The organism is Pantoea sp. Ap-967 (genome assembly GCF_011752565.1).
Lineage (GTDB): Bacteria > Pseudomonadota > Gammaproteobacteria > Pseudomonadales > Pseudomonadaceae > Aquipseudomonas.
In genome coordinates this window covers 69,802-95,024 of record NZ_VWXK01000018.1, presented here as the reverse complement: position 1 = coordinate 95,024, position 25,223 = coordinate 69,802, and the positions used below count along the sequence as shown (strand labels likewise).

The window sequence follows — 25,223 nt, the reverse complement described above, 5'->3', positions numbered from 1 at the left end:
TTACCCCACTTTCACCATGTGCGGGGCAGCGCGCTCGCCGCCTTGGTGGTCCAGGTCACGGCTGACCAGCAGCAGTACCTGGGCGGAGGCGTCGGACACCTGTGCCTTGTAGCCTGCGATGGAGCGGGCGAAGACGTTGTAGATGACCACGGCCGGAATCGCTGCGACCAGGCCCAGGGCGGTGGCCAGCAGGGCTTCGGCGATGCCTGGGGCAACCACGGCCAGGTTGGTGGTCTGGGTCTTGGCGATGCCGATGAAGCTGTTCATGATGCCCCACACGGTGCCGAACAGGCCGACGAACGGTGCGGTGGAACCGATGGTGGCCAGCACGCCGGTGCCGTTGCTCATGGTGCGGCCGCTGGCGGCTACCAGGCGCTCCAGGCGGAAGCTCACGCGCTCCTTGATGCCTTCTTTCTCGCGGGCATTGGCCGACAGGCGCATCTCTTCGAGGGCATCATGGACCAGGGTGTGGGCCAGGGTGCCTTCCTTGTTGGAGACTTCGCTGGCTTCCTTGAGGCTCACCGACTTCTTCAGTGCGGCGATTTCGCCACGCAGGCGACGCTTGGCGCCCAGCAGCTCGAAGCCCTTGGCGATCCAGATGGTCCAGGTGATGATCGAGGCGATGGCCAGGCCGATCATCACGATTTTCACGACGATGTCGGCATTCTTGTACATGCCCCATGGGGACAGGTCGTGGGCCATGCCCAGCGAGGTGTCTTCAACCAGTTCCTGAACGGCCGGGTCGGCAGCGGCAGGTGCATCCACCGGGGTAGCGGCCTGGCCTTCGGCAGCTGGCGCCGGGGTGGCCGGGGCCGTTGCGGCAGCCGGGGTGGCGGCGGCATTGGCATTAGGCTCATCGGCCATGGCCACTGGGGCCAGCACCAGGCTGAACATCAGCGCGGCGATGGCGCGCCAGGCGCGCGACGGGTTTGGCGAAGCGGAAGGTTGAGTACGTGTCATGCTGGCCGGACCTGATGAAGAAAAAAGTGAGCGTTCTCCAAGGCCTCGAGAGCGGCCGAGAACAGATAGGGGTGCCATTATTGCAAGTAATTCTTGTTAACAAAAGTAATCTTGTTGCTTTTTTCGGCTCAGGTGTAGCCGCCTATCGCGTAGTCCGGCTAGGCTGATCCTTTGGTCTAGGGAGTTTTGTGATGTCAGACCTTTCCGCAATGATCGTAGGGTGTGGTGATGTAGGCGGCCGTTTGGCCCAGCAATTGATGGCTAAAGGGTGGCAAATTAGTGGCCTGCGTCGCACGGTGACCGCGTTGCCCGAGGGTGTCGCGCCCATCGCGGCCGACCTGGCCGACCCGACCATGCCACAGGCGTGGCCGCAGCGCTCACCGGACTATTTGGTGTACTGCGTTGCCGCCAGCCAGCACGATGAAGCCGGTTATCAGGCTGCCTATGTAGACGGTTTGCGCCATGTGCTGGGGTGGTTGGCCGAGCGTGGCCAACGCCCGCGCCGCCTGCTGTTCGTTTCCAGCAGCAGCGTGTTCGCGCAAAAGGATGGGGAGTGGATCGATGAAACCGCTGCCACTGCGCCGGAGGGCTATTCCGGCCGGGTAATGCTCGAAGCCGAAGGCCTGGCCCTGGCCAGTGGCCTGCCGGCGAGTGTGATCCGCCTGACCGGTATCTACGGGCCTGGCCGCGAGTGGCTGCTGGGCCAGGTGCGCCAGGGCTATCGGGTTGCCGAGGCGCCACCGCTGTACGGCAACCGTATCCACGCCGAAGATGCCGCCAGCCTGATCGCGTTCCTGCTGCAAGCCGATGCCGAGGGTGTGGCGCTGGAGGACTGCTACATCGGTGTCGACGACGACCCGGCGCCATTGGCGGATGTGGTGGCCTGGCTGCGGGCGTACATGGGGGTCACCGAGTGGTCCGATGAACAGCGCGTGCGCCGCACCGGCAGCAAGCGCTGCAGCAATGCCCGGGCCAAGGCGCTTGGCTGGGCGCCGGTGTATCCGAGCTATAAGGAAGGCTATGCGGCCATCCTGAAGGGAGCGCGCTGACCTGGTAGGAGCGAGCGTAGCTCGCGATGGGGCGCGTAGCGGCCCCATGGCCTCAGCTTCGCGGCACATGATGCCGGGGCTGCTTTGCAGCCCATCGCGAGCTGTGCTCGCTCCTACCAGGCCAGGTCCACCGTCAACGGGTGAAAACGGGGACTTCTTCAGTCCTTCTCCAGCACCCACTGCTGGGCACCGGCAACCAGTTGCGGAATCTCGTCCGGCTGGGCGGTATTCACGGCCTGGAAGATGGTCAGCTTGTCGCCATCGCGCTTGAAGATGAACGGCGCGCCGCGCTGGTTGCGCTCCAGCCACAGGCTGTCGTTACTGCCGCCCATGCTGGCGCAGTCGCCGGCCAGGCACAGGGCGTAGCGGTCCGGGCCGGGCAGGCCGGTGATGCCGCCGTTGTCGGCAAAGCGCACCACGCCGCCTTTGCCCTGGCCTTCGAGGATCTTCCAGTCGCCGCCCAGGTAGGCCTGGTACAGCGCTTTCTCGAAGCTGCCGCCCAGTGGCGTATTGCCCGGCTGCTTGGCGCGCACGAAGGTCTGCTTGGCACCTTGCTGGTCGGTGGCTTCAAGCTCGTCGCCATCGAGCGCCAGTTGTTCAGTCTGGCCGCCTGGGAAGCTGGCCTGCCATTGCTTGTCGTTGGCGCTGAGCTGGCCGTCGGCCGCTTCGAAGCCATTGCTGTAGCTGGCCTGCTGGCTGCCCACATCGAGCTTCCACTCGAAAACCGGGCCATGATCGTTCAGGGCCTGGCGCAGGCTGTCGCCTTTGACCGCGGCCTTGATGGCGTCCTGGTTGATCCAGGTGCCGTTGAAATCTTCGGGTTTGTGGCTGGCGCAGCCGCTCAGAAGCAGGGCTGCCAGCGCGAGGGGCAGTGCTTGACGCATACGGGTAAACCTTGCAGAGGAGGGTGACGGGCAGGGCGCCCGTCACCAAGGGCATCACTCGATGACCAGGATGGCGTCCATTTCGACCTGGGCGCCTTTTGGCAGCGCAGCAACGCCGATGGCGGCGCGGGCTGGGTAAGGCTGTTCGAAGTAGCGGCCCATCACTTCGTTGACCTTGGCGAAGTGGCTCAGGTCGGTGAGGAAGATGTTCAGCTTGACGATGTCCTTGAACGAACCGCCAGCGGCTTCAGCCACGGCCTTGAGGTTTTCGAACACCTGCACGGTCTGGGCCTCGAAGCCTTCGACCAGTTCCATGGTCTTTGGGTCCAGTGGAATCTGGCCCGACATGTACACGGTGTTACCGGCCTTGATCGCCTGAGAGTAGGTGCCGATAGCGGCAGGGGCCTTGTCGCTGTTGATGACGGTCTTGCTCATGATGACTCCTTGCGGTTGGCGGACTACGTACGCATGCGGGTGATGCGAACCACACCGGTCAGGGTACGCAGCTTCTTGATCACACGCGCCAGGTGCACGCGGTCGTGCACGCTGACCACCAGTTGGACCACGCTGATACGGCCGTCGCGTTCGTCCATGCTGATCTTCTCGATGTTGCCGTCGGCAGCGTTGACGCTGCTGGCCAGCAGGGCGATCAGGCCACGCTGGTGTTCCAGTTCCACGCGCAACTCTACATTGAACTCGCCGGCGATGTCCTTGGCCCAGGAGAGCTGTACGCACTTCTCCGGGTTATGCCGGATTTCACTGATGTTGCGGCAGTTTTCCAGGTGCACGACCATGCCCTTGCCGGCCGACAGGTGGCCGACGATCGGGTCACCTGGAATCGGCGTGCAGCATTTGGCGTAGCTCAGCACCAGGCCTTCGGTGCCACGGATCGCCAGCGGGCCTTCCGGCGCCGGCAGCTGTTCGCCTTCGGCAGACAGCAAGCGGCGGGCGACCACGTAGGCCATGCGGTTGCCCAGGCCGATGTCTTCGAGCAAGTCCTCGATCAGCTCCAGGCGGTATTCGGCCAGAATGCCCTGGATACGCTCCTGGGGGATTTTCTCCAGGCTGCTGTCGAACCCGGTGAGCACCTTGTTCAGCAGGCGCTCGCCGAGGCTGATCGACTCGGAGCGGCGCTGCTGCTTGAGTGCGTGGCGGATGTGTGTGCGGGCCTTGCCGGTCACCACGAAATTGAGCCAGGCCGGGTTCGGCCGGGCGCCTGGCGCGCTGACGATTTCCACGGTCGAGCCACTTTGCAGCGGCTCGGAAAGCGGCGCCAGGCGGCGGTTGATGCGGCAGGCAATGCAGCTGTTGCCAACGTCGGTGTGCACCGCGTAGGCGAAGTCGACGGCGGTGGAGCCTTTGGGCAGCTCCATGATCCGGCCCTTGGGCGTGAACACGTAGACCTCGTCCGGGAACAGGTCGATTTTCACGCTCTCGATGAATTCCAGCGAGTTGCCGGCCCGCTGCTGAAGCTCAAGGATGCCCTTGACCCACTGCCGTGCACGGGCGTGGCTGCCCTTGGGCTGCTCGTCCTCGTTGGACTTGTACAGCCAGTGCGCGGCGATGCCGTTGTTGGCCATCTCTTCCATTTCGCGGGTGCGGATCTGGATTTCGATGGGCACGCCGTGCATGCCGAACAGCGTGGTGTGCAACGACTGGTAGCCGTTGGCCTTGGGGATCGCGATGTAGTCCTTGAAGCGCCCGGGCAGTGGCTTGTACAGGTTGTGCACGGCGCCCAGCACGCGGTAGCAGGTGTCGACCTTGTCGACGATGATGCGAAACGCGTACACGTCCATGATCTCGTTGAAGGCACGGCGTTTGCCGCGCATCTTCTTGTAGATGCCATAGAGGTGTTTCTGCCGGCCGCTGACCTCGCCCTCGATGCCGTCGGCGGCCAGGCAGTTGGCCAGCGAGTGCTCGATCTTGGCGACGATTTCCTTGCGGTTGCCACGTGCGCTTTTCACCGCCCGGTGAATCAGCGACGAGCGCATGGGGTGCATGGCCTTGAAGCCGAGGTCCTCGAATTCCACGCGCACGGTGTGCATCCCCAGGCGGTTGGCGATGGGGGCGTAGATTTCCAGGGTTTCCTTGGCGATGCGCCGGCGTTTTTCGCCAGACAGCACTTCCAGGGTGCGCATGTTGTGCAGGCGGTCGGCCAGCTTGACCAGGATCACGCGGATGTCGCGGGCCATGGCCATGGCCATCTTCTGGAAGTTTTCGGCCTGCGCCTCGGCCTTGGTTTCGAAGTTCATCTGGGTCAGCTTGCTGACCCCATCGACCAGCTCGGCCACCGTTTCGCCAAACTGCTGGCTGAGGGCTTCCTTGGCGATGCCGGTGTCTTCGATCACGTCGTGCAGCATGGCCGCCATCAGGCTCTGATGGTCCATGTGCATGTCGGCGAGGATGCTGGCCACGGCCAGCGGGTGGGTCACGTAGGGCTCGCCGCTGCGGCGGCGCTGCCCATCGTGTGCCTGTTCGGCGTAGAAATAGGCGCGGCGAACCAGGTTGACCTGTTCGGGCCCCAGGTAGGTCGACAGCCGTTCGGCTAAGGCTTCTATGCCCGGCATGGTTTCACCTCTTGCCGAGGAAGAGGGCCTTGTGCCGCGCGACGTCGACAGGGCATCGATCAGACAGCCTCGTTGGACTCGTCCTCGAACGCGGCGAAGACCGGATCCTCGGTGACGATCTCTTCGGCGGCGATGAACTCAGGGGTGACGATACCTTCGGCGATTTCGCGCAGGGCGACCACGGTCGGTTTGTCGTTTTCCCACGCTACGCGCGGCTCTTTGCCGCCGGTAGCCAGCTGACGGGCGCGCTTGGTCGAGAGCATGACCAGCTCAAAACGGTTATCCACGTGTTCCAGGCAGTCTTCAACAGTTACGCGGGCCATGGTCTTCCTCAGTAGCAAATGCGGTAGGCGTGCAGCCCAATATTGGGCAGGCGGACTCGATAGTTTAAAAAATCACCAGCCAATAGGGAAGCGCTGTTTTGTCGGGTGGTCGCCTTCGAGCCTTGTGTCTGCCTCTTCGCGGGCAAGCCCGCTCCCACAGGTACGAAGTATTTCTCACCGGCGCCGCTCACCCCGTGGGAGCGGGCTTGCCCGCGAAAGGGCCGGAACAGACACCCCCGCTGCATGATCCCGACGATAACCTCAGAGCATTGCATCCCGCAACCGCGGCGTAAGCTCCTCGAACAAGGTCTGCACCGAGCGCAGTGCCCGGCAATCGGGCCGGGTCAGCAGCCACAGCTGGGTATCGCACCCCGGCAGCGGCCCGCTCAGGGCATCCACGCCGGGCAATGCATCGACCATGTAGTCCGGCAACGCCGCCACCCCCAGCCCGGTGCTCACCAGCTGGGCGATGGTCGACATGCTGCTGCAATGGTAGCGTGGGCTCAGCCCGGGGTACTGCTGGTTGCGCCAGACCACCGTGGGGTGGTCCTGCATCGAATCGTCCGGGGCGATCCACGGCACGCTGCCGGCCGCGGCATCCAGGCGCTCGCGCCACTGTGGCTGGCCGCAGATCACATAGGACGTGGAGCCCAGGCAGCGGCCCACCAGGTGCTCCGGTGGCGTGTTGGTCAGGCGCAGGGCGATGTCGGCATCGCGCCGGCTGAGGTTGGCGAAGGTATTGGAGGTGCCCATCTCCAGCGACAGTGCCGGGTAGTTGGGCATGAACGCCGCCAGCGCCGGCAGCAGCAGGCTGTGCATCACCGCCTCGGTGCAGGTCAGGCGCACGGTGCCGCTGACCACCGTTTCGCCACTGGTCATGGCGATGCGCGCCGCTTCCAGTGCTTGTTCGGCGCGCTCGGCCTGCTCGGCCAGGGCCTGGGCGGTGTCGGTTGGCAGGTAGCCCTTGCGGCTCTTGACGAACAGCGCGGTGCCAAGCGCCGATTCGAGCCGGCGGATCGAACGGAACACGGTCGAAACGTCGACCTTGAGCAGTTCGGCGGCCTTAGCCAATGAGCGGCCGCGCTCCAGTGCCAGCACCAGGGAGAGGTCGGCGTGGGTAATCTGATATTGCATTGGTGCACGCTCTGCTTGCCGAATTGCCAATGTCTGTTGCGTCAGGGCCATTTTATAGTGAAACGGCCCCCGGGAATCAATGCGCCCGGTCGGGTAACCAATCCCCACGATGGGAAAGTGAAAAGAACAACAGCTGCAACCATCGTCGCCCGTGAGGCGCCAGCCGTATCCCCCCACATCGCCGCAGCAAATCATAGGATGTAAGCCATGACGTCGGTCACCCCGTGCGCCAGTACTTCCAGCGAGATGAATGACTTCCTTCAGGCCCATCCGGACACGCAGTACGTCGACCTGCTGATTTCCGACATGAACGGCGTGGTACGCGGCAAGCGCATCGAGCGGGCCAGCCTGCACAAGGTGTACGAGAAGGGTATCAACCTGCCGGCGTCACTGTTCGCCCTGGACATCAACGGTTCCACCGTGGAAAGCACAGGCTTGGGCCTGGACATCGGCGACGCCGACCGTATCTGCTACCCGATTGCGGGCACCTTGTGCGACGAGCCGTGGCAAAAGCGCCCGACCGCGCAACTGCTGATGACCATGCACGAGCTCGACGGCCAGCCGTTCTTCGCCGACCCCCGCGAAGTGCTGCGCCAGGTGGTGAGCAAGTTCGACGCCCTGGGCCTGGATATCTGCGCCGCGTTCGAGCTTGAGTTCTACCTGATCGACCAGGACAACCTCAACGGCCGCCCGCAGCCGCCGCGTTCGCCGATTTCGGGCAAGCGCCCGCAGTCGACCCAGGTGTACCTGATCGACGACCTCGACGAATATGCCGACTGCCTGCAGGACATGCTCGAAGCGGCCAAGGAACAAGGCCTGCCGGCCGATGCCATCGTCAAGGAAAGCGCCCCGGCGCAGTTCGAAGTGAACCTGCACCATGTGGCCGACCCGCTCAAGGCCTGCGACTACGCGATCCTGCTCAAGCGGTTGATCAAGAACGTCGCCTACGACCATGAAATGGACACCACGTTCATGGCCAAGCCCTACCCGGGCCAGGCCGGCAACGGCCTGCACGTGCACATTTCGTTGCTGGACAAGAAAACCGGCAAGAACATCTTCGCCCACGACGAGCCGCTGCAAAGCGATGCCCTGCGCCACGCCATCGGTGGCGTGCTGGAAACCATGCCGGCGTCGATGGCCTTCCTCTGCCCGAACATCAACTCCTACCGCCGCTTCGGCGCGCAATTCTACGTGCCGAACGCGCCGAGCTGGGGCCTGGACAACCGTACCGTGGCCGTGCGCGTGCCCACCGACAGCAGCGACAACGTGCGCATCGAGCACCGCGTGGCCGGTGCCGACGCCAACCCGTACCTGATGCTGGCGGCGATCCTGGCCGGCATTCACCACGGCCTGACCCACAAGCTCGAACCCGGTGCGCCGATCGAAGGCAACTCCTACGAGCAACTGGAGCAAAGCCTGCCGAACAACCTGCGCGATGCCCTGCGCGCGCTGGATGACAGCGAAGTCCTCAACCAATACATCAGCCCGGACTACATCGATATCTTCGTGGCCTGCAAGGAAAGCGAGCTGGCCGAGTTCGAAGTGTCGATTTCCGACCTTGAGTACAACTGGTACCTGCACACGGTGTAAGCCCATGAGCGCAACTGCGGTCCCCTTGATCGGTGTCAGCGCCTGCCGCCAGCAGGTGGGGAAGAACTCGTCGCACACGGTGGGCGACAAGTATGTGGAGGCCGCCGGCTTCGCCGGGTTGCCGTTGATCCTGCCGGCCCGTGACGGTGGCAGCGACCCGCAGGCGCTGCTGGCCCATCTCGACGGCATTGTTTTTACCGGCTCGCCTTCAAATGTCGAGCCGCATCATTACAATGGCGCCGTCAGCGCCGAAGGCACCCGCCATGACCTGGCGCGTGACCGCCTGACCCTGCCCTTGCTGCAGGCGGCCATCGCTGCCGGCGTGCCGGTGTTGTGCATTTGCCGGGGCTTCCAGGAACTGAACGTGGCCCTGGGCGGCAGCCTGCACCAGCGGGTGCAGGAACTGCCCGGCTACCTGGACCACCGCGAGCCGGAGGATGCCCCCCTGGAGGTGCAGTATGGCCCGCGCCACGCAGTGAGCGTTGCCCCTGGCGGGCTGTTCGAGCGCTTGGGCCTGCCTGCGCAGTTTCAGGTCAACTCGCTGCACAGCCAGGGCATCGACCGCCTGGCCCCGGGCCTGCGGGCCGAGGCACGGGCCCCGGATGGCCTGATCGAAGCGGTGTCTATGCCGGATGCGCCGGGCTTCGTGCTTGGCGTGCAGTGGCACCCGGAATGGCGTTTCGCCGAAAACCCGGTCTCGCGGAGCCTCTTCCAGGCGTTTCGCGAGGCCTGCATTGCCCATGCTGCACGGGAGGCCTGACCGCAAGTCAGGCAAAAGTCCGGGATGACGCACCCCCGGCAGCGCGCTTTCAATGAGTGGAAGCAGGCCTTGGGAACAGGGCCTGTGAAAACAATTCCAATAGTTACGGCATAAACTCATGAGCAATTACACAGAAGCCGGCCGCCCACCCGATGTGGCCGACTCGGGCAGCACCCAGCGCAGCAAAGGCCTGGCCAAGGGCCGGCTTGGCCTGCTGGCCAGCGTGGTGCTGGGCATTTCCACCATCGCCCCGGTCTACACCCTGACCGGCGCCCTTGGCCCGACCGTGCGTGAGGTCGGCGCCCACCTTCCCGCCGTGTTCATCGTCGGCTTCCTGCCGATGCTGCTGGTTGCCTTGGGCTACCGTGAGCTGAACTCCGCCGAGCCGGACAGCGGCACCTCGTTTACCTGGTCGGCCCGCGCATTCGGCCCGATGATCGGCTGGATTGGCGGTTGGGGGCTGGTGGTCGCCACCACCATCGTGCTGTCCAACCTGGCCGGTGTGGCCGTCGACTTCTTCTACCTGTTCCTCAGCCAGATCACCGGCCAGCATGCGCTGGCGGCCCTGGCCGACAACCTGTTGGTGAACATCACCACCTGTTGCGTGTTCATCGCCCTGGCGGTGTGGATCTGCTGCCGGGGCATGGCCACCACCATGACCGTGCAGTACGGCCTGGTGGCGCTGCAGTTGATGGTGCTGCTGGGCTTTGCCTTCGCCGCCTTCGGCGGCACCACCGCGCCACCGCCGCTGGAATTCGATTTCGCCTGGTTCAACCCGTTTGGGGTCGAGTCGTTCTCGGCCTTTGCCGCTGGCCTGTCGCTGTCGATTTTCATTTTCTGGGGGTGGGACGTGTGCCTGACCGTCAGCGAGGAGTCGATTGGCAGCGATGAGGTGCCGGGCAAGGCGGCCACCTGGACGGTATTGCTGATTCTTGGCCTGTACCTGGTCACCGCTATCGCCACCCTGCAGTTCGCCGGCATCAGTGAGCACGGCCTTGGCCTGAACAACCCGCGCATCCAGGAAAACGTGTTCGCCCACCTGGCGGGGCCGGTGATGGGGCCGCTGGCGATCCTGATGTCGATTGCGGTGCTGGCCAGCACCGCTGCGTCGCTGCAGTCGACCTTCGTGTCGCCGGCGCGCACGCTGCTGGCCATGGGTTATTACGGCGCGGTGCCGCAGAAGTTCGCCAGCGTTTGCCCGCGTTCGCAAACACCGCGCTACGCGACCATTTGCGCTGGCGTGGCGGCAGGGGTGTTCTACGTGACCATGCGGACCCTGAGCGAGAACGTGCTGGCTGACACCATCACCGCCTTGGGCATGATGATCTGCTTCTACTATTCGCTGACGGCGTTCGCGTGTGTTTGGTACTTCCGAGGCAGCCTGTTCGGCAGCCTGCGCCACTTCTTCATGCGTGGCCTGTGCCCGCTGGTGGGTGGGGTGATCCTGTCGGTGATCTTCGTGCGCACGGCCATCGACAGCGCTTCGCCAGACTTTGGCAGCGGCTCGCATGTGGCGGGGTTGGGGTTGGTGTTCGTGATTGCGGCGATCATTTCGGCACTGGGGATCGTGCTGATGATGATTTCGCGGATGCGCGCGCCGGCTTACTTCCTGGGGGCCACTTTGCGCCAGCAGGCTAGCTTGCCGTTGCAGGACTGATGCAAGGGGCTGCCTTGCAGCCCATCGCGACCTTTGGTCGCTCCTACCAGGGACCGCATCCCCCGTAGGAGCGACCGAAGGTCGCGATAGGGCCCTATCAGGCCAGCAACTCTTTCAGCAGCCCACTGTAACGCTGCTGCTGCTTGCTCAGCAGCAACCGGTTGGCCACGAACACTGCCTTCAATTCTTCCAGCGCCACGGCAAAGTCGTCATTGATGATGACGTACTCATACTCGTTGTAGTGCTCCATCTCGCTGACCGCTTCCTGCATGCGCCCGGCAATGATCTCCTCGCTGTCCTGGCCACGGCCGTCCAGGCGCTCGCGCAGGGCCTGCTGGCTTGGCGGCAGGATGAACACCGAGCGCGCCTCGGGCATCAGCTTGCGTACCTGCTTGGCGCCCTGCCAGTCGATTTCCAGAATCAGGTCGTTGCCCTGGTCGAGCACTTCCTGCAAGGCGCTGCGCGAGGTGCCGTAGAAGTTGCCGAACACTTCGGCATGTTCAAGGAAATCACCTTTGCCGATCAGCGCCTTGAAGTCGTCATGGCTGACGAAGTGGTAGTTCACGCCGTGCTGCTCGCCCGGGCGCATGGCGCGGGTGGTGTGCGAGACCGAGACGCTGACGCGCGGGTCGGCCTTGATCAGGGCGGTGACCAGGCTGGTCTTGCCGGCACCCGAAGGTGCCGAAACGATATAGAGGGTGCCGCTGCTGTGGTTCATGGTCGGGTTGGCCTTACTCGATGTTCTGTACTTGTTCACGCATCTGTTCGATCAGCACCTTCAGGTTGACCGCCGCTTGCGTACTGCGTGGGTCGAAGGCCTTGGAGCCCAGGGTGTTGGCTTCGCGGTTCAGTTCCTGCATCAGGAAATCCAGGCGCCGGCCTGCGGCACCGCCAGACTTGAGCACCCGGCGCACCTCGGTGACGTGGGTGCTGAGGCGGTCGAGCTCTTCGGCAACGTCGCTTTTCTGCGCCAGCAGCACCATTTCCTGCTCCAGGCGCTGCGGGTCGAGCTCGGCCTTCAAGTCGCCGAAGCGGTCGAGGATCTTTTGTCGTTGGCCGGCGAGCATCTGCGGCACCAGGGCGCGCAAGGTGGTGACCTCGCCGGCCATGCTGTCCAGCCGCTCGTTGATCAGCCGCGCCAGTTCCTGGCCTTCGCGCAGGCGCCCGGCCTTGAGTTCGGCCAGGGCTTCGTCGAACAGTGCCACGGCCTCGGCATTCAGGGCTTGCGGGTCGCTGGTATCGGCCACCAGCACGCCCGGCCAGGACAGCACTTCCAGCGGGTTGAGCGCAGCCGGCTGCTTGATCAGCCCGGCCACCTCTTCGGCGGCGGCAACCAACTGCGTGGCGCGCTCGCGGTCAACCTTCAGCGGCTTGCCGCTGCTGTCTTCGTGCAGGCGCAAGGTGCATTCGACCTTGCCCCGCGACAACCCCTGGCGCAGGCCCTCGCGCACCGCGCCTTCGAGGTCGCGCAGGGCGTCGGGCAGGCGCAGGTGCGGCTCCAGGTAGCGGTGGTTGACCGAGCGCAGCTCCCAGACCAGGGTGCCTTGACTGCCGGCGCGCTCGACACGAGCAAAAGCGGTCATGCTGTGCACCATGGGGAGTACCTCGCGTAAATGAGTTGAGGCGCGGGATTGTAGCGCAGTGCGCCCGTGGCGCCCATGTTACAGAGCGGGCATTCACCCAGGGGAAAAGGCGACAGGCTGCCGGGGGCGCGACGATAGGCGTGTTCTCGCCGGGCGACGGGCCCTATAATGGCGGTCAGATTCAAAGTCCCAGTACAGGTATTCCAGATGAAACGTCCAAGTGGTCGCGCCGCCGATCAGCTCCGCTCGATCCGCATCACCCGCAACTACACCAAGCACGCCGAAGGGTCGGTACTGGTCGAGTTCGGTGACACCAAGGTCATCTGCACGGTCAGTGTCGAAAATGGCGTGCCACGGTTCCTCAAAGGCCAGGGCCAAGGCTGGCTGACCGCCGAATACGGCATGCTGCCGCGCTCCACCGGTGAGCGTAACCAGCGCGAAGCCAGCCGTGGCAAGCAGGGTGGCCGCACCCTGGAAATCCAGCGCCTGATCGGCCGCTCGCTGCGCGCCGCGCTGGACATGAGCAAGCTGGGCGACATCACCCTGTACGTCGACTGCGACGTGATCCAGGCCGATGGCGGCACCCGCACCGCGTCCATCACCGGTGCCATGGTTGCCCTGTGCGACGCCCTGGCAGTGATCAAGAAGCGCGGTGGCTTGAAGGCCGGCAACCCGCTCAAGCACATGATTGCCGCAGTGTCGGTAGGCATGTACCAGGGTGAAGCGGTGCTCGACCTGGACTACCTGGAAGACTCGGCTGCCGAAACCGACCTGAACGTGGTGATGACCAGCGCCGGTGGTTTCATCGAGGTGCAGGGCACCGCCGAAGGCGCGCCATTCCAGCCTGAAGACTTCAACGCCATGCTGGCGCTGGCGCAGAAAGGCATGGGCGAGATCTTCGAGCTGCAGAACGCCGCCCTGGCTGACTGAGTGATTGCACGCGGTTTCATCGCGAGCTGCGCTCGCGCCTACATGGCATGGCCTGCGTAGGAGCGAGCGCAGCTCGCGATGGGCCGCAAAGCGGCCCCGCCGTTCTTAGATGGTCAACGTCCAGTCATAGTCGACAATCAACGGCGCATGCTGGGAGAAGCGCGGCTGACGCGGCAGGCGAGCGTTGCGCACGAAGCGGCGCAGGCCCGGGGTGAGGATCTGGTAGTCGAACCGGTAGCCCAGGTTGAGCATCTCGGCCTGTTCGTTGTCCGGCCACCAGCTGTACTGGTCGCCTTCACGGCTGACTTCGCGCAAGGCATCGACGTAGCCCATGTCGCCGGTGATCGCATCCATCCAGGCGCGCTCAGGCGGCAGGAAGCCCGGCGACTGCTGGCTGTCACGCCAGTTCTTGATGTCGAGCTTCTGCTGCGCCACGTAGAACGAGCCGCAATAGATGTACTCGCGGCGCTTGCGGCGCTGCTTGTCCAAATACTTGGCGAAGTCGTCCATCAACTTGAATTTCTGGTTCAAGTCTTCGTCACCGTTCATGCCCGAAGGCAGCAACAGGCTGGCAATACTCACTTTGTCGAAATCTGCTTGCAGATAACGCCCGTAGCGGTCGGCTGTCTCGAAGCCCAGGCCGGTGATGACTGCCTTGGGCTGCATGCGCGAGTAAAGTGCTACGCCACCTTGGGCGGGCACCTCTGCGTCGCAGGCATAAAGGAAATAGCCATCGAGCTGGAAAGCTGGGTCGTCGAGTTCAAAGGCCGAGGCGCGGGTATCCTGAAGGCAGATGACGTCGGCATTCTGGGCTTGCAGCCAGCTGAGCAAACCACGCTCGGCCGCAGCCTGAATGCCATTCACGTTCACACTGATGATCCGCATAAATGGCCCCAAAAATCTCGTGCGTGTATGATACCCGAGCTCAACCCATTTAGCTAAATCCGTGGTGTCCGGGACCTTACATGCAGCCGTATCAGCGCGACTTCATCCGTTTTGCCATCGATCGCGGCGTGCTGCGCTTCGGTGAATTCACCCTGAAATCGGGGCGTACCAGCCCGTATTTCTTCAATGCCGGCCTGTTCAACACCGGTTCCGCCCTGGCCCAGCTGGGCCGCTGCTACGCCGCAGCCATCGTCGACAGCAAGATCCCGTTCGACGTGCTGTTCGGCCCGGCCTACAAGGGCATCCCCCTGGCGGCAGCCACGGCCGTGGCCCTGGCCGAGCAGCACCAGCTCGACGTGCCTTGGTGCTTCAACCGCAAGGAAGCCAAGGACCACGGTGAAGGCGGCAGCCTGGTAGGCGCGCCGCTGGCAGGTGACGTGCTGATCATCGACGACGTGATCACCGCCGGTACTGCCATCCGTGAGGTCATGCAGATCATCAATGCCCAGCAGGCCAAGGCCGCAGGCGTGCTGATCGCGCTGAACCGCGAAGAGCGCGGCAACGGCGAGCTGTCGGCCATCCAGGAAGTGGAGCGTGACTTCGGTATTCCGGTGGTCAGCATCGTTTCGCTGACCCAGGTACTGGAGTTCCTGGCGGACGACCCGCAGCTCAAGCAGCACTTGCCGGCTGTTGAGGCCTACCGGGCGCAGTACGGGATCTGATCCTGGCCTGGTAATGAAAAAAGGCGACCTTCCTGGAAGGTCGCCTTTTTTTGTGCCGCCTGGTCCGGCCTCTTCGCTTGCAGGAGCGGGCTTGCCCCGCGAAGAGGCCGGTGCGGGTGAACTCAATCGGTGCCGTACTTAGGCGACCGCGGCCCATACAGAATGCCGCCATTGGCATACGGCGTCAGCAGCCGGGCACTGGTCATGCCGGCAATCGGGTAACCGGCATCGTCCTGCACACTGCTGATGATCTGGTTCACCGCCGCGGTAATCAGCATGCCGACGATGCCGCCCTGGTTCTGCTGGTTCTCCTGGCTGGACGCCGTGGCAGTGCCGGTCCACAGGGTGGTGCCGGTCTTCAGGTCGACCAGCTTGGCGCTGGCGGTGACGATGGTGGCGCTGCTCAGCACCATGTAGCGGGTGCCGTAGTCCGACACGGTCACGTACAGGCCGGCATCGGCGCCGAAGATATCGTGCAGCTTGGTGGTTGGCAGCTGGTGGATGTCGGCCGGGGTGGTCATGCCGTTCTGGCGGAAGGTTTCGTCCACCAGCGCCACCGGCATCACGTAGTAGCCAGCTTCGGCCAACGGGTAGGTGACCTGCGAGAGCATGCTGTAGGTCGCCTTGACGTCCGGCGATTCGTTCAGCGGCGGCAGGATCAGGATCGACTTTGGCCGGCTCTGCTTGTAAGCCGAGTAGTCGATGCTCTTGCGCTCGGCGCAGCCGGCGAACAGGGCCAGCACGCAGGCGCCGACGATCAGTTGGGTCAGGCGCTTGATCATTTCACGGCTCCCTTGCTGGCGTTGCTGATCAGGAAGTCCATGTAGGCGGCCGATTCCGGGAACAGGGCCTTCTCGGTGCGAAACTGCTGGATCATCTGGTCATCCTTGCCCAGGCTGGAGTACAGCAGGCCGAGCTGGGCGTGGTAGCCCGGGGGCACGGCGCCATTCTTGGCCTTGATCTTCTCCAGGTCGCGCTCAAGGGCGGTGGCCTGTTCTTCCTTCGAGTCGCCCTTGAGGTAGCCGTACACCTGGGGTTGGTAGCTTTCCCACTGGTACAGGGTCTTCGGGCCGCTGCAGCCGGCCAGCAGCAGGCCGCCCAGCACCAGGCCCGCGCAGCTGCGCAGGGCCGGGAGAGTGATAGTCATTGATGTGTCCTTCCTGGAATGAATCGGTTACTGAGCCTTGGGGTTCCACTGGCCGCTTTCGACCGCGTTCACCAGCTTGTTCACGGCTTCGCGCATGGCCAGGTCGAGCACCTTGCCGTTGAGCGTCGAGTCATAGCTGGCGGTGCCGCCGAAACCGATGATTTCGCGGTTGGACAGGGCATACTCACCCGCGCCCTGGCTCGAATAGACCACTTCCGAGGTGCTGATGTTGACGATGTTCAGCGCCACCTTGGCGTAGGCGATCTGGGTTTTGCCGCGGCCGAGAATGCCGAACAGCTGGTGATCGCCCACTTCCTTGCGGCCAAACTCGGTCACATCGCCCGTCACCACGAAATCGGCGCCCTTGAGGCGCTGGGCCTGGCCCTTGATCGCCGCTTCCTGCTGGATCTCGCTCATGTTGTCGCGGTCGAGCACGTTGAAGCGGTTGGTTTGCTGCAGGTGGGTGATGAGGATGGTCTTGGCCTGGCCGCCAAGGCGGTCGACGCCATCGGAGAAGATGCCGCGCATGTAGCTGGAGCGGTTGTCGAACTTGCCCACGGCAATCGGTGCACGCACGCCGCTGTAAGGGCGGCTGACGCTTTCGACCTGTTGCACGGCGATGGCGGTGGAGGTTTCAGTGGCACAGCCAGCGATGGACCCGACAGCCAGGGCGGCTGCCAGCACGAGTCCTTGTGATGCGTATTTCACGCGTTTTCTCCAAAAGACAGAACAAAATTCAGCGAGCCTGCATTTTGCCATGTCTTTTGCAGAAAAATCATCGCCGGCAAGCCGGCGATGGGGGAGGGTGTAGCAGGATCAGTGGCGTTTGCGGTTGCTGATCAGGGTGCCTACGCCGCTGTCGGTGAAGATTTCCAGCAGCACCGCATTCGGCACGCGGCCATCGATGATGTGCGAGGTCGTCACGCCGCCCTGGACCGCATCCAGCGCGCACTTGATCTTCGGCAGCATGCCGCCGTAGATGGTGCCGTCGGCGATCAGTTCGTTGACCTGCTCGGTGGTCAGGCCGGTCAGGACCTTGCCTTCCTTGTCCATCAGCCCGGCAATGTTGGTCAGCAGCATCAGCTTTTCAGCTTTCAGTGCCTCGGCCACCTTGCCGGCCACCAGGTCGGCGTTGATGTTGTACGACTCACCGTTGGTGCCCACGCCGATCGGCGCAATCACCGGAATGAAGTCGCCCTTGACCAGCATGTTCAGCAGGTCGGTGTTGACGCTCACCACCTCGCCAACGTGGCCGATGTCGATGATTTCCGGCTGGGTCATCTCTGGGGTCTGGCGGCTGACGGTGAGCTTCTTCGCGCGAATCAGCTCGGCGTCCTTGCCGGTCAGGCCGATGGCGCTGCCGCCGTGGCGGTTGATCAGGTTGACGATGTCTTTGTTGACCTGGCCGCCGAGGACCATTTCCACCACGTCCATGGTTGCCGCGTCGGTGACGCGCATGCCATCGATGAAGTGGCTTTCGATTGACAGGCGCTTGAGCAGGTCACCGATCTGCGGGCCGCCACCGTGCACCACCACCGGGTTGATGCCCACGGCCTTCATCAGCACGATGTCCCGGGCGAAGCCGGTTTTGAGCTCTTCGCTCTCCATCGCGTTGCCGCCGTACTTGATGACCAGGGTCTTGCCGACAAAGCGGCGGATGTAAGGCAGTGCTTCGGACAAAACCTCGGCTACATGGGAAGCGGCATCGCGATCGAGGGTCATGCAGGGCTCCTGTAAGGAACAGATAGTCGGTCAGAACGGCAGTTGCAGCTCAGGGGCAACCCGCAGCAACTGGGCACGGAAAACATCCTTGATACGTTGCAACTCGGCGGCGCTTTCGGCCTCGAAACGCAGCACCAGCACCGGTGTGGTGTTGGAAGCGCGTACCAGGCCCCAGCCGCTGGCATAGTCGACCCGCACACCGTCGATGGTGGTCAGGCTGGCTGCGCCCCAGTCGGCGTCGCGTTGCAGTGCATCAATGATGCTGAATTTACCCTCGTCGGTCACATCAATGTTGATTTCCGGTGTGGAAATATCATTGGGGAACGCGGCGAACAGGTTTTCGGCGCTTTGCGCGGCATGGCTGAGAATTTCCAGCAGGCGTGCGGCGCTGTAGATACCGTCGTCGAAACCGTACCAGCGCTCCTTGATGAAGATGTGGCCGCTCATCTCGCCTGCGAGCAGCGAGCCGGTCTGTTTCATCTTCTTCTTGATCAGCGAATGGCCGGTTTTCCACATCAGGGCCCGGCCACCGTGCTGTTCGATCAGCGGGGTCAGGCGGCGGGTGCATTTGACGTCGAAGATGATTTCGGCGCCGGGGTTGCGGGCCAGCACGTCCTGGGCGAACAGCATCAGCAGGCGGTCGGGGTAGACGATGCTGCCGGTGTTGGTCACCACGCCCACGCGGTCGCCGTCGCCATCGAAGGCAAGGCCGATGTCGGCACCGGTTTCCCGCACCTTGGCGATCAGGTCTTGCAGGTTTTCCGGTTTGCCCGGGTCCGGGTGGTGGTTGGGGAAGTTGCCGTCCACCTCGCAGAACAGCGGGATCACTTCGCAGCCCAGGGCTTCGATCAGCTGTGGCGCGACCACGCCGGCCGCGCCGTTGCCGCAGTCGACCACCACCTTGAGCCTTTTCGCAAGCTTCACGTCGCTGACGATTTGCTGGAAGTAGCGGTCGAGGATTTCAACCTTCTGCACGCTACCCTGGCCACGCGGGACGTCGTTGGCCTTCAGGCGCGCCAGCAGGGCCTGGATCTGTTCGTTGGCCAGTGTGTCGCCGGCGATGACCACCTTGAAACCGTTGTAATCCGACGGGTTGTGGCTGCCGGTGAGCATCACCCCCGAGGTGCCGGCCAGCACGTTGGCGGCGTAGTACAGCGCCGGGGTTGGCACCAAGCCGACGTCGCTGACCTGGCAACCGGCGTCGACCAGGCCCTGGATCAACTGCTCGACCAGCATGGGGCCGGAGAGGCGGCCGTCCCGGCCCACGGCGATCTGCGGTTCGCCCTGGGCGAGGGTCTGCGCGCCGATGGCGCGGCCGATCCAGTAGGCGGTTTCGCCATGCAGGGTCTTGCCGACCACGCCACGGATGTCATAGGCGCGGAAAATGCTCTCGGGCAATGCGGGGACCAGGTGGGCCATGTCGTTCATCTCTGGAAGCTCCATAGTCTAAGGCTTTCTGGGCTGGCGCAAACTGAACGCTTGGACGGTGGAATGCCCCGAGAGTTCGCCTTCCATGGCGCCAACGGTCGCTGCCGGGGCTTAGCGGGTGCCGGAGTGGCCAAAGCCACCGGCGCCGCGCTGGGTTTCGTCGAAGGCCTCGACGATGTCGAAGTGCGCCTGCACCACCGGCACCAGAATCAGCTGCGCGATGCGCTCGCCAACGGTGATGGTGAACGGCGTATTGCCACGGTTCCAGCACGACACCATCAGTTCGCCCTGGTAGTCCGAATCGATCAGGCCGACCAGGTTGCCAAGCACGATGCCGTGCTTGTGGCCCAGGCCCGAGCGCGGCAGGATCATTGCCGCCAGGCCCGGGTCACCGATGTAGACCGACAGGCCGGTCGGGATCAGCAGGGTCTGGCCCGGTTCGAGGACCGTGTCTTCCTTGAGCAGGGCGCGCAGGTCGAGGCCGGCAGAGCCAGGCGTTGCGTATTGCGGCAGCGGGAATTCGCTGCCCAGGCGTGGGTCGAGGATCTTGGCTTGAAGAGCGTGCATGTAACTTATTGAACCTGGTTGAGCCGTTCGGCGATGAAGGCGACCAGCTGGCGGGCGATCTTGCCCTTGCTGGTCTGCGCGAAGAGGGTCTGGTGCTGCTGGCGGTCGATCACGGTCAGGGCATTTTCCTCGCTGTTGAAGCCGATGCTGGGGTTGGCCACATCATTGGCGACGATCAGGTCGAGGTTCTTGTCCTTGAGCTTGCGCGTGGCGTAATCGAGCAGGTGTTCGGTTTCGGCGGCGAAGCCGACGCTGAACGGGCGGTCGGTGCGGCCAGCAAGGGTGGCAAGGATATCGGGATTGCGCACCATCTGCAGCAGCATGCCGTCGCCGGTCGTAGGATCTTTCTTGAGCTTTTGCGGGGCAACCACCTCCGGGCGGTAGTCTGCGACCGCTGCGGACGCGATGAACAGGTCGCACGGCATGGCCGCTTCACAGGCCGCGAGCATGTCCCGCGCGCTGACCACGTCGATGCGCTGCACCCGGTCTGGGGTCTGCAGGTGCACCGGGCCTGTCACGAGGGTCACCCGAGCCCCGGCTTCGGCGGCCGCTTCGGCCAGGGCGAAGCCCATCTTCCCGGAGCTATGATTGGTGATGTAGCGCACCGGGTCGATGTTTTCCTGGGTGGGGCCCGCGGTGATCAGCACGTGCTTGCCGGTCAGCGCCTGGCGCTTGAAGCTTTCGGCCGCGCACCAGGCAAGGTCGGTGGCTTCGAGCATGCGGCCCAGGCCCACGTCGCCACAGGCCTGGCTGCCGGATGCCGGGCCGAACACCTGGATGCCACGGCTCTTGAGCAGGTCGAGGTTGGCCTGGGTGGCCGGGTCGCGCCACATGGCCTGGTTCATGGCCGGGGCCACGGCCACGGTGGCATCGGTGGCCAGCACCAGGGTGGTCAGCAAATCGTCGGCCATGCCTTGGGCCAGGCGCGCCATGAGGTCGGCGGTGGCTGGGGCGATCAGCACCAGGTCGGCCCACTTGGCCAGTTCGATGTGGCCCATGGCCGCTTCCGCGGCGGGGTCGAGCAGGTCCATGTGCACCGGGTGGCCAGACAGCGCCTGCAGGGTCAGCGGGGTGATGAATTCGGCACCCCCACGGGTCATGACGACGCGCACCTGCGCGCCGTGCTCCAGGAGTCGGCGAATCAGCTCGGCGCTTTTGTAGGCGGCAATGCCACCCCCGACGCCGAGAACGATGCGCTTGCGATACAGCCGCTGCATAGGCTTGCCTTTTTCCAGTGAACGCGGGCCGCGACGTCTGAAACTGCCTGCGGCAGAACGTCGCATGTACGAGGCGAAATAGATTACCACAGGGCCGAAACGGGCCGCAGCAAAGGCAGGGAGTAGGGATGAACATCAGGGAATGGCCGACCGATGAGCGGCCAAGGGAAAAGTTGTTGGAGCGTGGGGCGGCGGTGCTGTCGGACGCTGAGTTACTGGCCGTGTTGCTGGGGTCGGGCGTTGCCGGTCGCAATGTGCTGGACCTTGCGCGTGGGCTTTTGTCGCGCTTTGGCGGGCTTAGGCTGTTTCTTGAAGCCGACCGCGAGGCGGTATTGCGCGAGCCGGGGGTGGGGCCTGTGAAATATGCGCAGTTACAGGCGCTGCTTGAGATTGGCAGGCGCTATCTGGATGAAAAAATCGAGCGCACAGCGGCCCTGGAGAGCCCGGCAGCGGTGCGCCGCTACCTGAAGTCCATGTTGCGCCATGAGGTGAGCGAGGTGTTCGGTTGCTTGTTCCTGGACAGCAAACACAGGCCGCTGGCGTTCGAGATTCTGTTTCGGGGCACGATCGACCGGGCGAGTGTCTACCCCCGTGAAGTGGTACGCCGGGCGCTGCAGCACAATGCAGCGGCGTTGATTTTGTGCCACAACCACCCTTCGGGGCACAGTGAGCCCAGCCAGGATGATGTGCACCTGACGGTTTCGTTGAAGCGAGGTTTGGCGCTGATTGATGTGCGGGTGCTGGATCACATCATCATCGGGGACGGAGAGCCGTTGTCGATGGTCGAGCAGGGGTGGGTGGTGGCTTAGATGGGCCTGTCTGGAAATTTGTAGCGTCTGTGAAATCGAGCGCCGCCCGCGCGGCGCTCGATCTCACAGGCGACCAATACCTCAAGGCAACCTCACCGCCCCGCCGACACCTTGCTGAAATCCAGCCGCCCGAACGGGCTCACCTGGAACCCTTCCACCCCTTGGCGCAACAGCGTCGCCGCCGTTGGGTGCGCCAGCGGCACCCACAGCGCCTGCTGCTGGATCAGCGTCTGCGCCTGCTGGTACAACCGGCTGCGCACGCTCTGGTCATTGGTGGTGCGCCCGGCGCTGATCAGCTGGTCCAGGCGGTTGTCGCAGAACCGCGCGAAGTTGGTGCCCGACTGCACCGCCGCGCAGGAAAACTGCGGGCTGAGGAAGTTGTCCGGGTCACCGTTGTCACCGGCCCAGCCCATGAACAGCAGGTCATGCTCGCCTGCCTTGGCACGGCGGATCAGCTCGCCCCACTCGATCACGCGGATCTCGGCCTTGATGCCGATTTTCGCCAGGTCCGCCTGCAGCATCTGCGCGCCCAGGCTCGGGTTGGGGTTGAGCAGGCTGCCCGACGGGCGGGTCCAGATCGTGGTGCTGAAGCCTTCGGCCAGGCCAGCCTTGGCCAGCAGGGCCTTGGCCTTGTTCACATCGAGCGGGTAGCCGGGCAGGTCCTTGGCGTAGCTCCAGGTGTTGGGCGGGTAGGGGCCGTTGGCGGCGGTGGCGGTGTCTTCGAACACCGCCTTGAGGTAGGCCTGCTTGTCGAAGGCCAGGTTGATCGCCTGGCGCACCTCGGGCTTGTCCAGCGGCGGGTGTTCGCTGTTGATGGCCACGAAGGCAGTCATGAATGCAGGCGTGGTGGCCACCTTGAGGTTGCCGTCCTTGCCCGCTTCGGCGATGTCCAGCGGCTTGGGCGACAGGGCCACCTGGCATTCGCCCCGCTTGAGTTTCTGCAGGCGCACGTTGGCATCGGTGGTGATGGCGAAGATCAGCGGGTCGACCGCCGGCTTGCCACCGAAGTAGTCAGGGTTGGCGCGGTAGCGCACCACGGCGTCCTTCTGGAAACGCTGGAACACGAACGGGCCGGTGCCGATCGGCTGGCTGTTGAGCTTTTCCGGGGCGCCTTCCTTGAGCAGCTTGTCGGCGTATTCGGCCGAGTAGATCGACGCGAAGCCCATGCTCAGGGTGGCCAGGAAGGTCGCGTCGGCATGGGTCAGGGTAAAGCGCACGCTGTTCGGCTCAGGGGCTTCGATCGCCTTGATCAGGCTGTCGAGCTGCAGCGACTGGGCATGCGGGTAACCGCCCGGGGCCGTTTTATGCCAGGCGTGGGCGGGGTAGAGCATGCGCTGGAAGCTGAACAGCACGTCGTCGGCGTTCAGCTCGCGGGTCGGCTTGAAGTACGCCGTGGTGTGGAACTTGACCCCGTCGCGCAGCTTGAAGTCATAGACCAGGCCGTCCGCCGACACCGTCCAGCTCTGCGCCAGGCTCGGCACGACCTTGCCCTGGCCTGCGTCAAACTCGACCAGGCGGTTCATCAGCATATCGGCCGACGCATTGGTGGTGGTCAGCGAGTTGTACTGGACCACGTCGAAGCCTTCGGGGCTGGCCTCGGTGCAGACGCTCAGCGGTGCAGCCTGGGCGATGCCTGCGGCAAACAGGGAGGTGAACAATAAGGAAAGGGCGGCAGCACGCATGGTGGCTCCTTGGCTGGTCGATGGCCCATCTGCCGGTGCAGTCTGGAAACGTCCTACCCTAGTGGGCCCGCCGGCAAATGACCACACCCTTTTTTACAAAACCGGCGACGAATGGTCGACGCCTGACAGAGACTGCCGCTATGCTGGCTGCCGCGCCGGGCGCAGCGTCAATTGATGCCTAATGTCCGTGACAATATTCGTCAAATGTTGTTGCGCCCGAGTCTTTCTGGTATAAAGCAGCGCTCTTTTCTAGGGGCTCGGCCTGTCGCATCAGCGGATCCGGTCGATAAGACCTCCAGAATCACGGCGCCTGGCGCCAAAGACTGAGAGATTAAGCGGCCAACCCATGCCGGGTTGGGCATGTGGTTTTAGAGGGCTGAGTCATGTCGAGAGTCTGTCAAGTTACTGGTAAGGGTCCAGTAACCGGGAACAACATTTCCCACGCAAACAACAAAACCCGTCGTCGTTTCCTGCCGAACCTGCAGCACCACCGTTTCTGGGTTGAATCCGAGAACCGTTTCGTGCGTCTGCGCGTATCCGCCAAAGGCATGCGTATCATCGACAAGCGCGGCATCGACGCCGTTCTGGTTGACATCCGTAAAGCTGGCGCCAAGGTTTAAGGGAGAGCATCATGCGTGAATTGATCCGTCTGGTTTCGAGTGCCGGTACCGGCCACTTCTACACCACCGACAAGAACAAGCGCACCACCCCGGACAAAATCGAGATCAAGAAATACGATCCGGTTGTTCGCAAGCACGTGGTGTACAAGGAAGCCAAGATCAAGTAATTGATCGGCAACCTGAAAAAAACCCGCCTCCGAAAGGATGCGGGTTTTTTTATGCCTTGCGTTCAGCCTCAGTTGAACTCAAAGCCCTTGATGCGGCCTTGGCCATCGACCGTGACGTGAATCCGGTTGGGGTCGAACTCGCGGGTGCTGAAATCGCGAGGGCCTACAACACGGGCGCGGCCGGTCAGGCTGGTGATGGTGTCTTTCACCGCGTCGTCATAGTCGGTGCCGACGAGATGGGCGAGGGCTTGCAGGACTTCGTCGTTGTTCATGGTTCGATGCCTTTAGCTGGATGTTGGCCCGAAATGGGCCGGGCCATGGTCATCCAGGCAGGCGAGGGCCATGTGTTACAAGGTTACCGCTGCTCGAACATCACATAGATCTTGCGGCAAGGCTCCAGCACTTCCCAGGTGCCCTTGAAGCCCGCCGGGATCACGAACCGATCACCGGCGCGCAGGGTTTTTGCCCCGCCATCCTGGTCGCGCAGCACCGAAACGCCCTGGACGATCTCGCAGTATTCATGTTCGGTGTAGTTCACCGTCCATTGCCCCACCGCCCCTTCCCAGACGCCAGCGGCAAACTGCCCGCATGGGCTGGAATAGTGGTTGTAGACAGCCTGGTCCGGCTCGCCCTTGAGGATTTTCTCGGCTGCCGGGCGGTAGCGCTCGGCCTCGGTGAGAACCTGGGCGAAATCGATAATGCTGTCGATGCTCATGGTGCGGCTCCTGTTGTTGTTTAATAAAATGAACATCAGTAGGCTTTTAGGCTGTTCGTGTCAAATATATTGATACTTTACCCGCCCTGGTTTAGGGTATCGCTT

At 63.6% G+C, this 25,223-nt stretch carries 28 protein-coding genes; 9 read left to right on the top strand and 19 right to left on the bottom strand.

The features are described 5' to 3' along the window. Positions 1-960: a tonB-system energizer ExbB gene (gene exbB, locus F3J45_RS19115; protein ID WP_167066198.1), complete on the bottom strand. Its 960-nt coding sequence runs from the start codon at positions 958-960 to the stop codon at positions 1-3. A gap of 191 nt (positions 961-1,151) precedes the next feature. Here exbB and F3J45_RS19110 point away from each other — a divergent pair, with 191 nt between their 5' ends. Then, on the top strand, positions 1,152-2,009 hold the full coding sequence (locus tag F3J45_RS19110; RefSeq protein WP_167066195.1) for an SDR family oxidoreductase: 858 nt from the start codon (positions 1,152-1,154) through the stop codon (positions 2,007-2,009). Between the two features lie 158 nt (positions 2,010-2,167). Here the strand turns inward: F3J45_RS19110 and F3J45_RS19105 are convergent, their stop codons facing one another. The 5 genes from F3J45_RS19105 to F3J45_RS19085 all read right to left on the bottom strand — a co-directional run bounded on the left by F3J45_RS19105 (position 2,168) and on the right by F3J45_RS19085 (position 6,917). After that, positions 2,168-2,893, bottom strand: a complete 726-nt coding sequence (locus tag F3J45_RS19105; protein WP_167066191.1) for a hypothetical protein — start codon at positions 2,891-2,893, stop codon at positions 2,168-2,170. Between the two features lie 54 nt (positions 2,894-2,947). Next, positions 2,948-3,328, bottom strand: coding sequence for a RidA family protein (locus tag F3J45_RS19100; protein WP_009684531.1), 381 nt, complete (start codon positions 3,326-3,328; stop codon positions 2,948-2,950). A gap of 23 nt (positions 3,329-3,351) precedes the next feature. Beyond that, complete coding sequence (spoT, locus tag F3J45_RS19095; protein ID WP_167066188.1) at positions 3,352-5,460, bottom strand: bifunctional GTP diphosphokinase/guanosine-3',5'-bis pyrophosphate 3'-pyrophosphohydrolase; 2,109 nt, start codon at positions 5,458-5,460, stop codon at positions 3,352-3,354. Positions 5,461-5,519: 59 nt separating this feature from the next. Further along, positions 5,520-5,783, bottom strand: coding sequence for a DNA-directed RNA polymerase subunit omega (gene rpoZ / locus F3J45_RS19090; RefSeq protein ID WP_016394025.1), 264 nt, complete (start codon positions 5,781-5,783; stop codon positions 5,520-5,522). Positions 5,784-6,044: 261 nt separating this feature from the next. After that, a complete protein-coding gene (locus tag F3J45_RS19085) occupies positions 6,045-6,917 on the bottom strand; it encodes a LysR family transcriptional regulator (protein WP_167066185.1) in 873 nt (290 codons plus the stop codon). Positions 6,918-7,124: 207 nt separating this feature from the next. Between F3J45_RS19085 and F3J45_RS19080 the strand changes: the two genes are divergently transcribed. The 3 genes from F3J45_RS19080 to F3J45_RS19070 all read left to right on the top strand — a co-directional run bounded on the left by F3J45_RS19080 (position 7,125) and on the right by F3J45_RS19070 (position 10,924). Beyond that, on the top strand, positions 7,125-8,507 hold the full coding sequence (locus F3J45_RS19080) for a glutamine synthetase family protein (protein ID WP_167066181.1): 1,383 nt from the start codon (positions 7,125-7,127) through the stop codon (positions 8,505-8,507). Between the two features lie 4 nt (positions 8,508-8,511). Continuing rightward, the gene (locus F3J45_RS19075) at positions 8,512-9,267 is read left to right on the top strand and encodes a gamma-glutamyl-gamma-aminobutyrate hydrolase family protein (protein WP_167066178.1); all 756 of its coding nucleotides are present in this window, start codon (positions 8,512-8,514) and stop codon (positions 9,265-9,267) included. Positions 9,268-9,385: 118 nt separating this feature from the next. After that, on the top strand, positions 9,386-10,924 hold the full coding sequence (locus tag F3J45_RS19070) for an APC family permease (protein WP_167066175.1): 1,539 nt from the start codon (positions 9,386-9,388) through the stop codon (positions 10,922-10,924). 97 nt (positions 10,925-11,021) lie between these two features. Here the strand turns inward: F3J45_RS19070 and gmk are convergent, their stop codons facing one another. Beyond that, on the bottom strand, positions 11,022-11,642 hold the full coding sequence (gmk, locus tag F3J45_RS19065) for a guanylate kinase (RefSeq protein WP_167066172.1): 621 nt from the start codon (positions 11,640-11,642) through the stop codon (positions 11,022-11,024). A 13-nt stretch (positions 11,643-11,655) separates the two neighbouring features. After that, positions 11,656-12,507 carry a YicC/YloC family endoribonuclease gene (locus F3J45_RS19060; protein ID WP_240164654.1) on the bottom strand — a complete coding sequence of 284 codons (852 nt, stop codon included), beginning with the start codon at positions 12,505-12,507 and terminating at the stop codon, positions 11,656-11,658. A 207-nt stretch (positions 12,508-12,714) separates the two neighbouring features. On the opposite strand from F3J45_RS19060, the gene rph reads away from it, so the two are divergent. Continuing rightward, complete coding sequence (gene rph / locus F3J45_RS19055; protein WP_167066166.1) at positions 12,715-13,437, top strand: ribonuclease PH; 723 nt, start codon at positions 12,715-12,717, stop codon at positions 13,435-13,437. A gap of 105 nt (positions 13,438-13,542) precedes the next feature. Here rph and F3J45_RS19050 read toward each other — a convergent pair whose 3' ends face one another. Beyond that, positions 13,543-14,322 carry an exodeoxyribonuclease III gene (locus tag F3J45_RS19050; RefSeq protein ID WP_008091582.1) on the bottom strand — a complete coding sequence of 260 codons (780 nt, stop codon included), beginning with the start codon at positions 14,320-14,322 and terminating at the stop codon, positions 13,543-13,545. An 80-nt stretch (positions 14,323-14,402) separates the two neighbouring features. Between F3J45_RS19050 and pyrE the strand changes: the two genes are divergently transcribed. Further along, positions 14,403-15,044, top strand: coding sequence for an orotate phosphoribosyltransferase (gene pyrE, locus F3J45_RS19045; RefSeq protein WP_011536401.1), 642 nt, complete (start codon positions 14,403-14,405; stop codon positions 15,042-15,044). Positions 15,045-15,166: 122 nt separating this feature from the next. Here the strand turns inward: pyrE and F3J45_RS19040 are convergent, their stop codons facing one another. The 7 genes from F3J45_RS19040 to coaBC form a co-directional block, all read right to left on the bottom strand. Then, complete coding sequence (locus F3J45_RS19040) at positions 15,167-15,826, bottom strand: DUF799 domain-containing protein (RefSeq protein WP_167066163.1); 660 nt, start codon at positions 15,824-15,826, stop codon at positions 15,167-15,169. Continuing rightward, positions 15,823-16,191, bottom strand: coding sequence for a DUF4810 domain-containing protein (locus F3J45_RS19035; protein ID WP_167066160.1), 369 nt, complete (start codon positions 16,189-16,191; stop codon positions 15,823-15,825). The genes F3J45_RS19040 and F3J45_RS19035 overlap by 4 nt, the downstream gene beginning before the upstream one ends. Before the next feature lie 27 nt (positions 16,192-16,218). Continuing rightward, complete coding sequence (locus F3J45_RS19030) at positions 16,219-16,899, bottom strand: CsgG/HfaB family protein (RefSeq protein ID WP_167066157.1); 681 nt, start codon at positions 16,897-16,899, stop codon at positions 16,219-16,221. A 108-nt stretch (positions 16,900-17,007) separates the two neighbouring features. Beyond that, positions 17,008-17,913, bottom strand: coding sequence for an acetylglutamate kinase (gene argB / locus F3J45_RS19025; protein ID WP_167066154.1), 906 nt, complete (start codon positions 17,911-17,913; stop codon positions 17,008-17,010). Positions 17,914-17,943: 30 nt separating this feature from the next. Beyond that, on the bottom strand, positions 17,944-19,332 hold the full coding sequence (locus tag F3J45_RS19020) for a phosphomannomutase/phosphoglucomutase (protein WP_205300599.1): 1,389 nt from the start codon (positions 19,330-19,332) through the stop codon (positions 17,944-17,946). A 120-nt stretch (positions 19,333-19,452) separates the two neighbouring features. Next, positions 19,453-19,908 carry a dUTP diphosphatase gene (dut, locus tag F3J45_RS19015; protein WP_167066149.1) on the bottom strand — a complete coding sequence of 152 codons (456 nt, stop codon included), beginning with the start codon at positions 19,906-19,908 and terminating at the stop codon, positions 19,453-19,455. Between the two features lie 5 nt (positions 19,909-19,913). After that, a complete protein-coding gene (coaBC, locus tag F3J45_RS19010) occupies positions 19,914-21,125 on the bottom strand; it encodes a bifunctional phosphopantothenoylcysteine decarboxylase/phosphopantothenate--cysteine ligase CoaBC (protein ID WP_167066146.1) in 1,212 nt (403 codons plus the stop codon). Between the two features lie 128 nt (positions 21,126-21,253). On the opposite strand from coaBC, the gene radC reads away from it, so the two are divergent. Further along, on the top strand, positions 21,254-21,934 hold the full coding sequence (gene radC / locus F3J45_RS19005) for a DNA repair protein RadC (protein WP_167066143.1): 681 nt from the start codon (positions 21,254-21,256) through the stop codon (positions 21,932-21,934). Positions 21,935-22,026: 92 nt separating this feature from the next. On the opposite strand, the gene F3J45_RS19000 is transcribed toward radC, so the two are convergent. Beyond that, positions 22,027-23,616: an ABC transporter substrate-binding protein gene (locus F3J45_RS19000; protein WP_167066140.1), complete on the bottom strand. Its 1,590-nt coding sequence runs from the start codon at positions 23,614-23,616 to the stop codon at positions 22,027-22,029. A 383-nt stretch (positions 23,617-23,999) separates the two neighbouring features. Here F3J45_RS19000 and rpmB point away from each other — a divergent pair, with 383 nt between their 5' ends. Both rpmB and rpmG read left to right on the top strand, forming a co-directional pair. Beyond that, positions 24,000-24,236 (top strand): 50S ribosomal protein L28, encoded by a 237-nt coding sequence (gene rpmB, locus F3J45_RS18995; protein WP_054894119.1) that lies wholly within the window; start codon positions 24,000-24,002, stop codon positions 24,234-24,236. Positions 24,237-24,247: 11 nt separating this feature from the next. Next, complete coding sequence (gene rpmG / locus F3J45_RS18990) at positions 24,248-24,403, top strand: 50S ribosomal protein L33 (RefSeq protein ID WP_003253507.1); 156 nt, start codon at positions 24,248-24,250, stop codon at positions 24,401-24,403. Between the two features lie 68 nt (positions 24,404-24,471). On the opposite strand, the gene F3J45_RS18985 is transcribed toward rpmG, so the two are convergent. Together F3J45_RS18985 and F3J45_RS18980 are read right to left on the bottom strand one after the other, a co-directional pair. After that, positions 24,472-24,675, bottom strand: a complete 204-nt coding sequence (locus F3J45_RS18985; RefSeq protein ID WP_167066137.1) for an I78 family peptidase inhibitor — start codon at positions 24,673-24,675, stop codon at positions 24,472-24,474. An 83-nt stretch (positions 24,676-24,758) separates the two neighbouring features. Next, positions 24,759-25,118 carry a cupin domain-containing protein gene (locus tag F3J45_RS18980; RefSeq protein WP_167066134.1) on the bottom strand — a complete coding sequence of 120 codons (360 nt, stop codon included), beginning with the start codon at positions 25,116-25,118 and terminating at the stop codon, positions 24,759-24,761. Positions 25,119-25,223 lie beyond the last annotated feature (105 nt).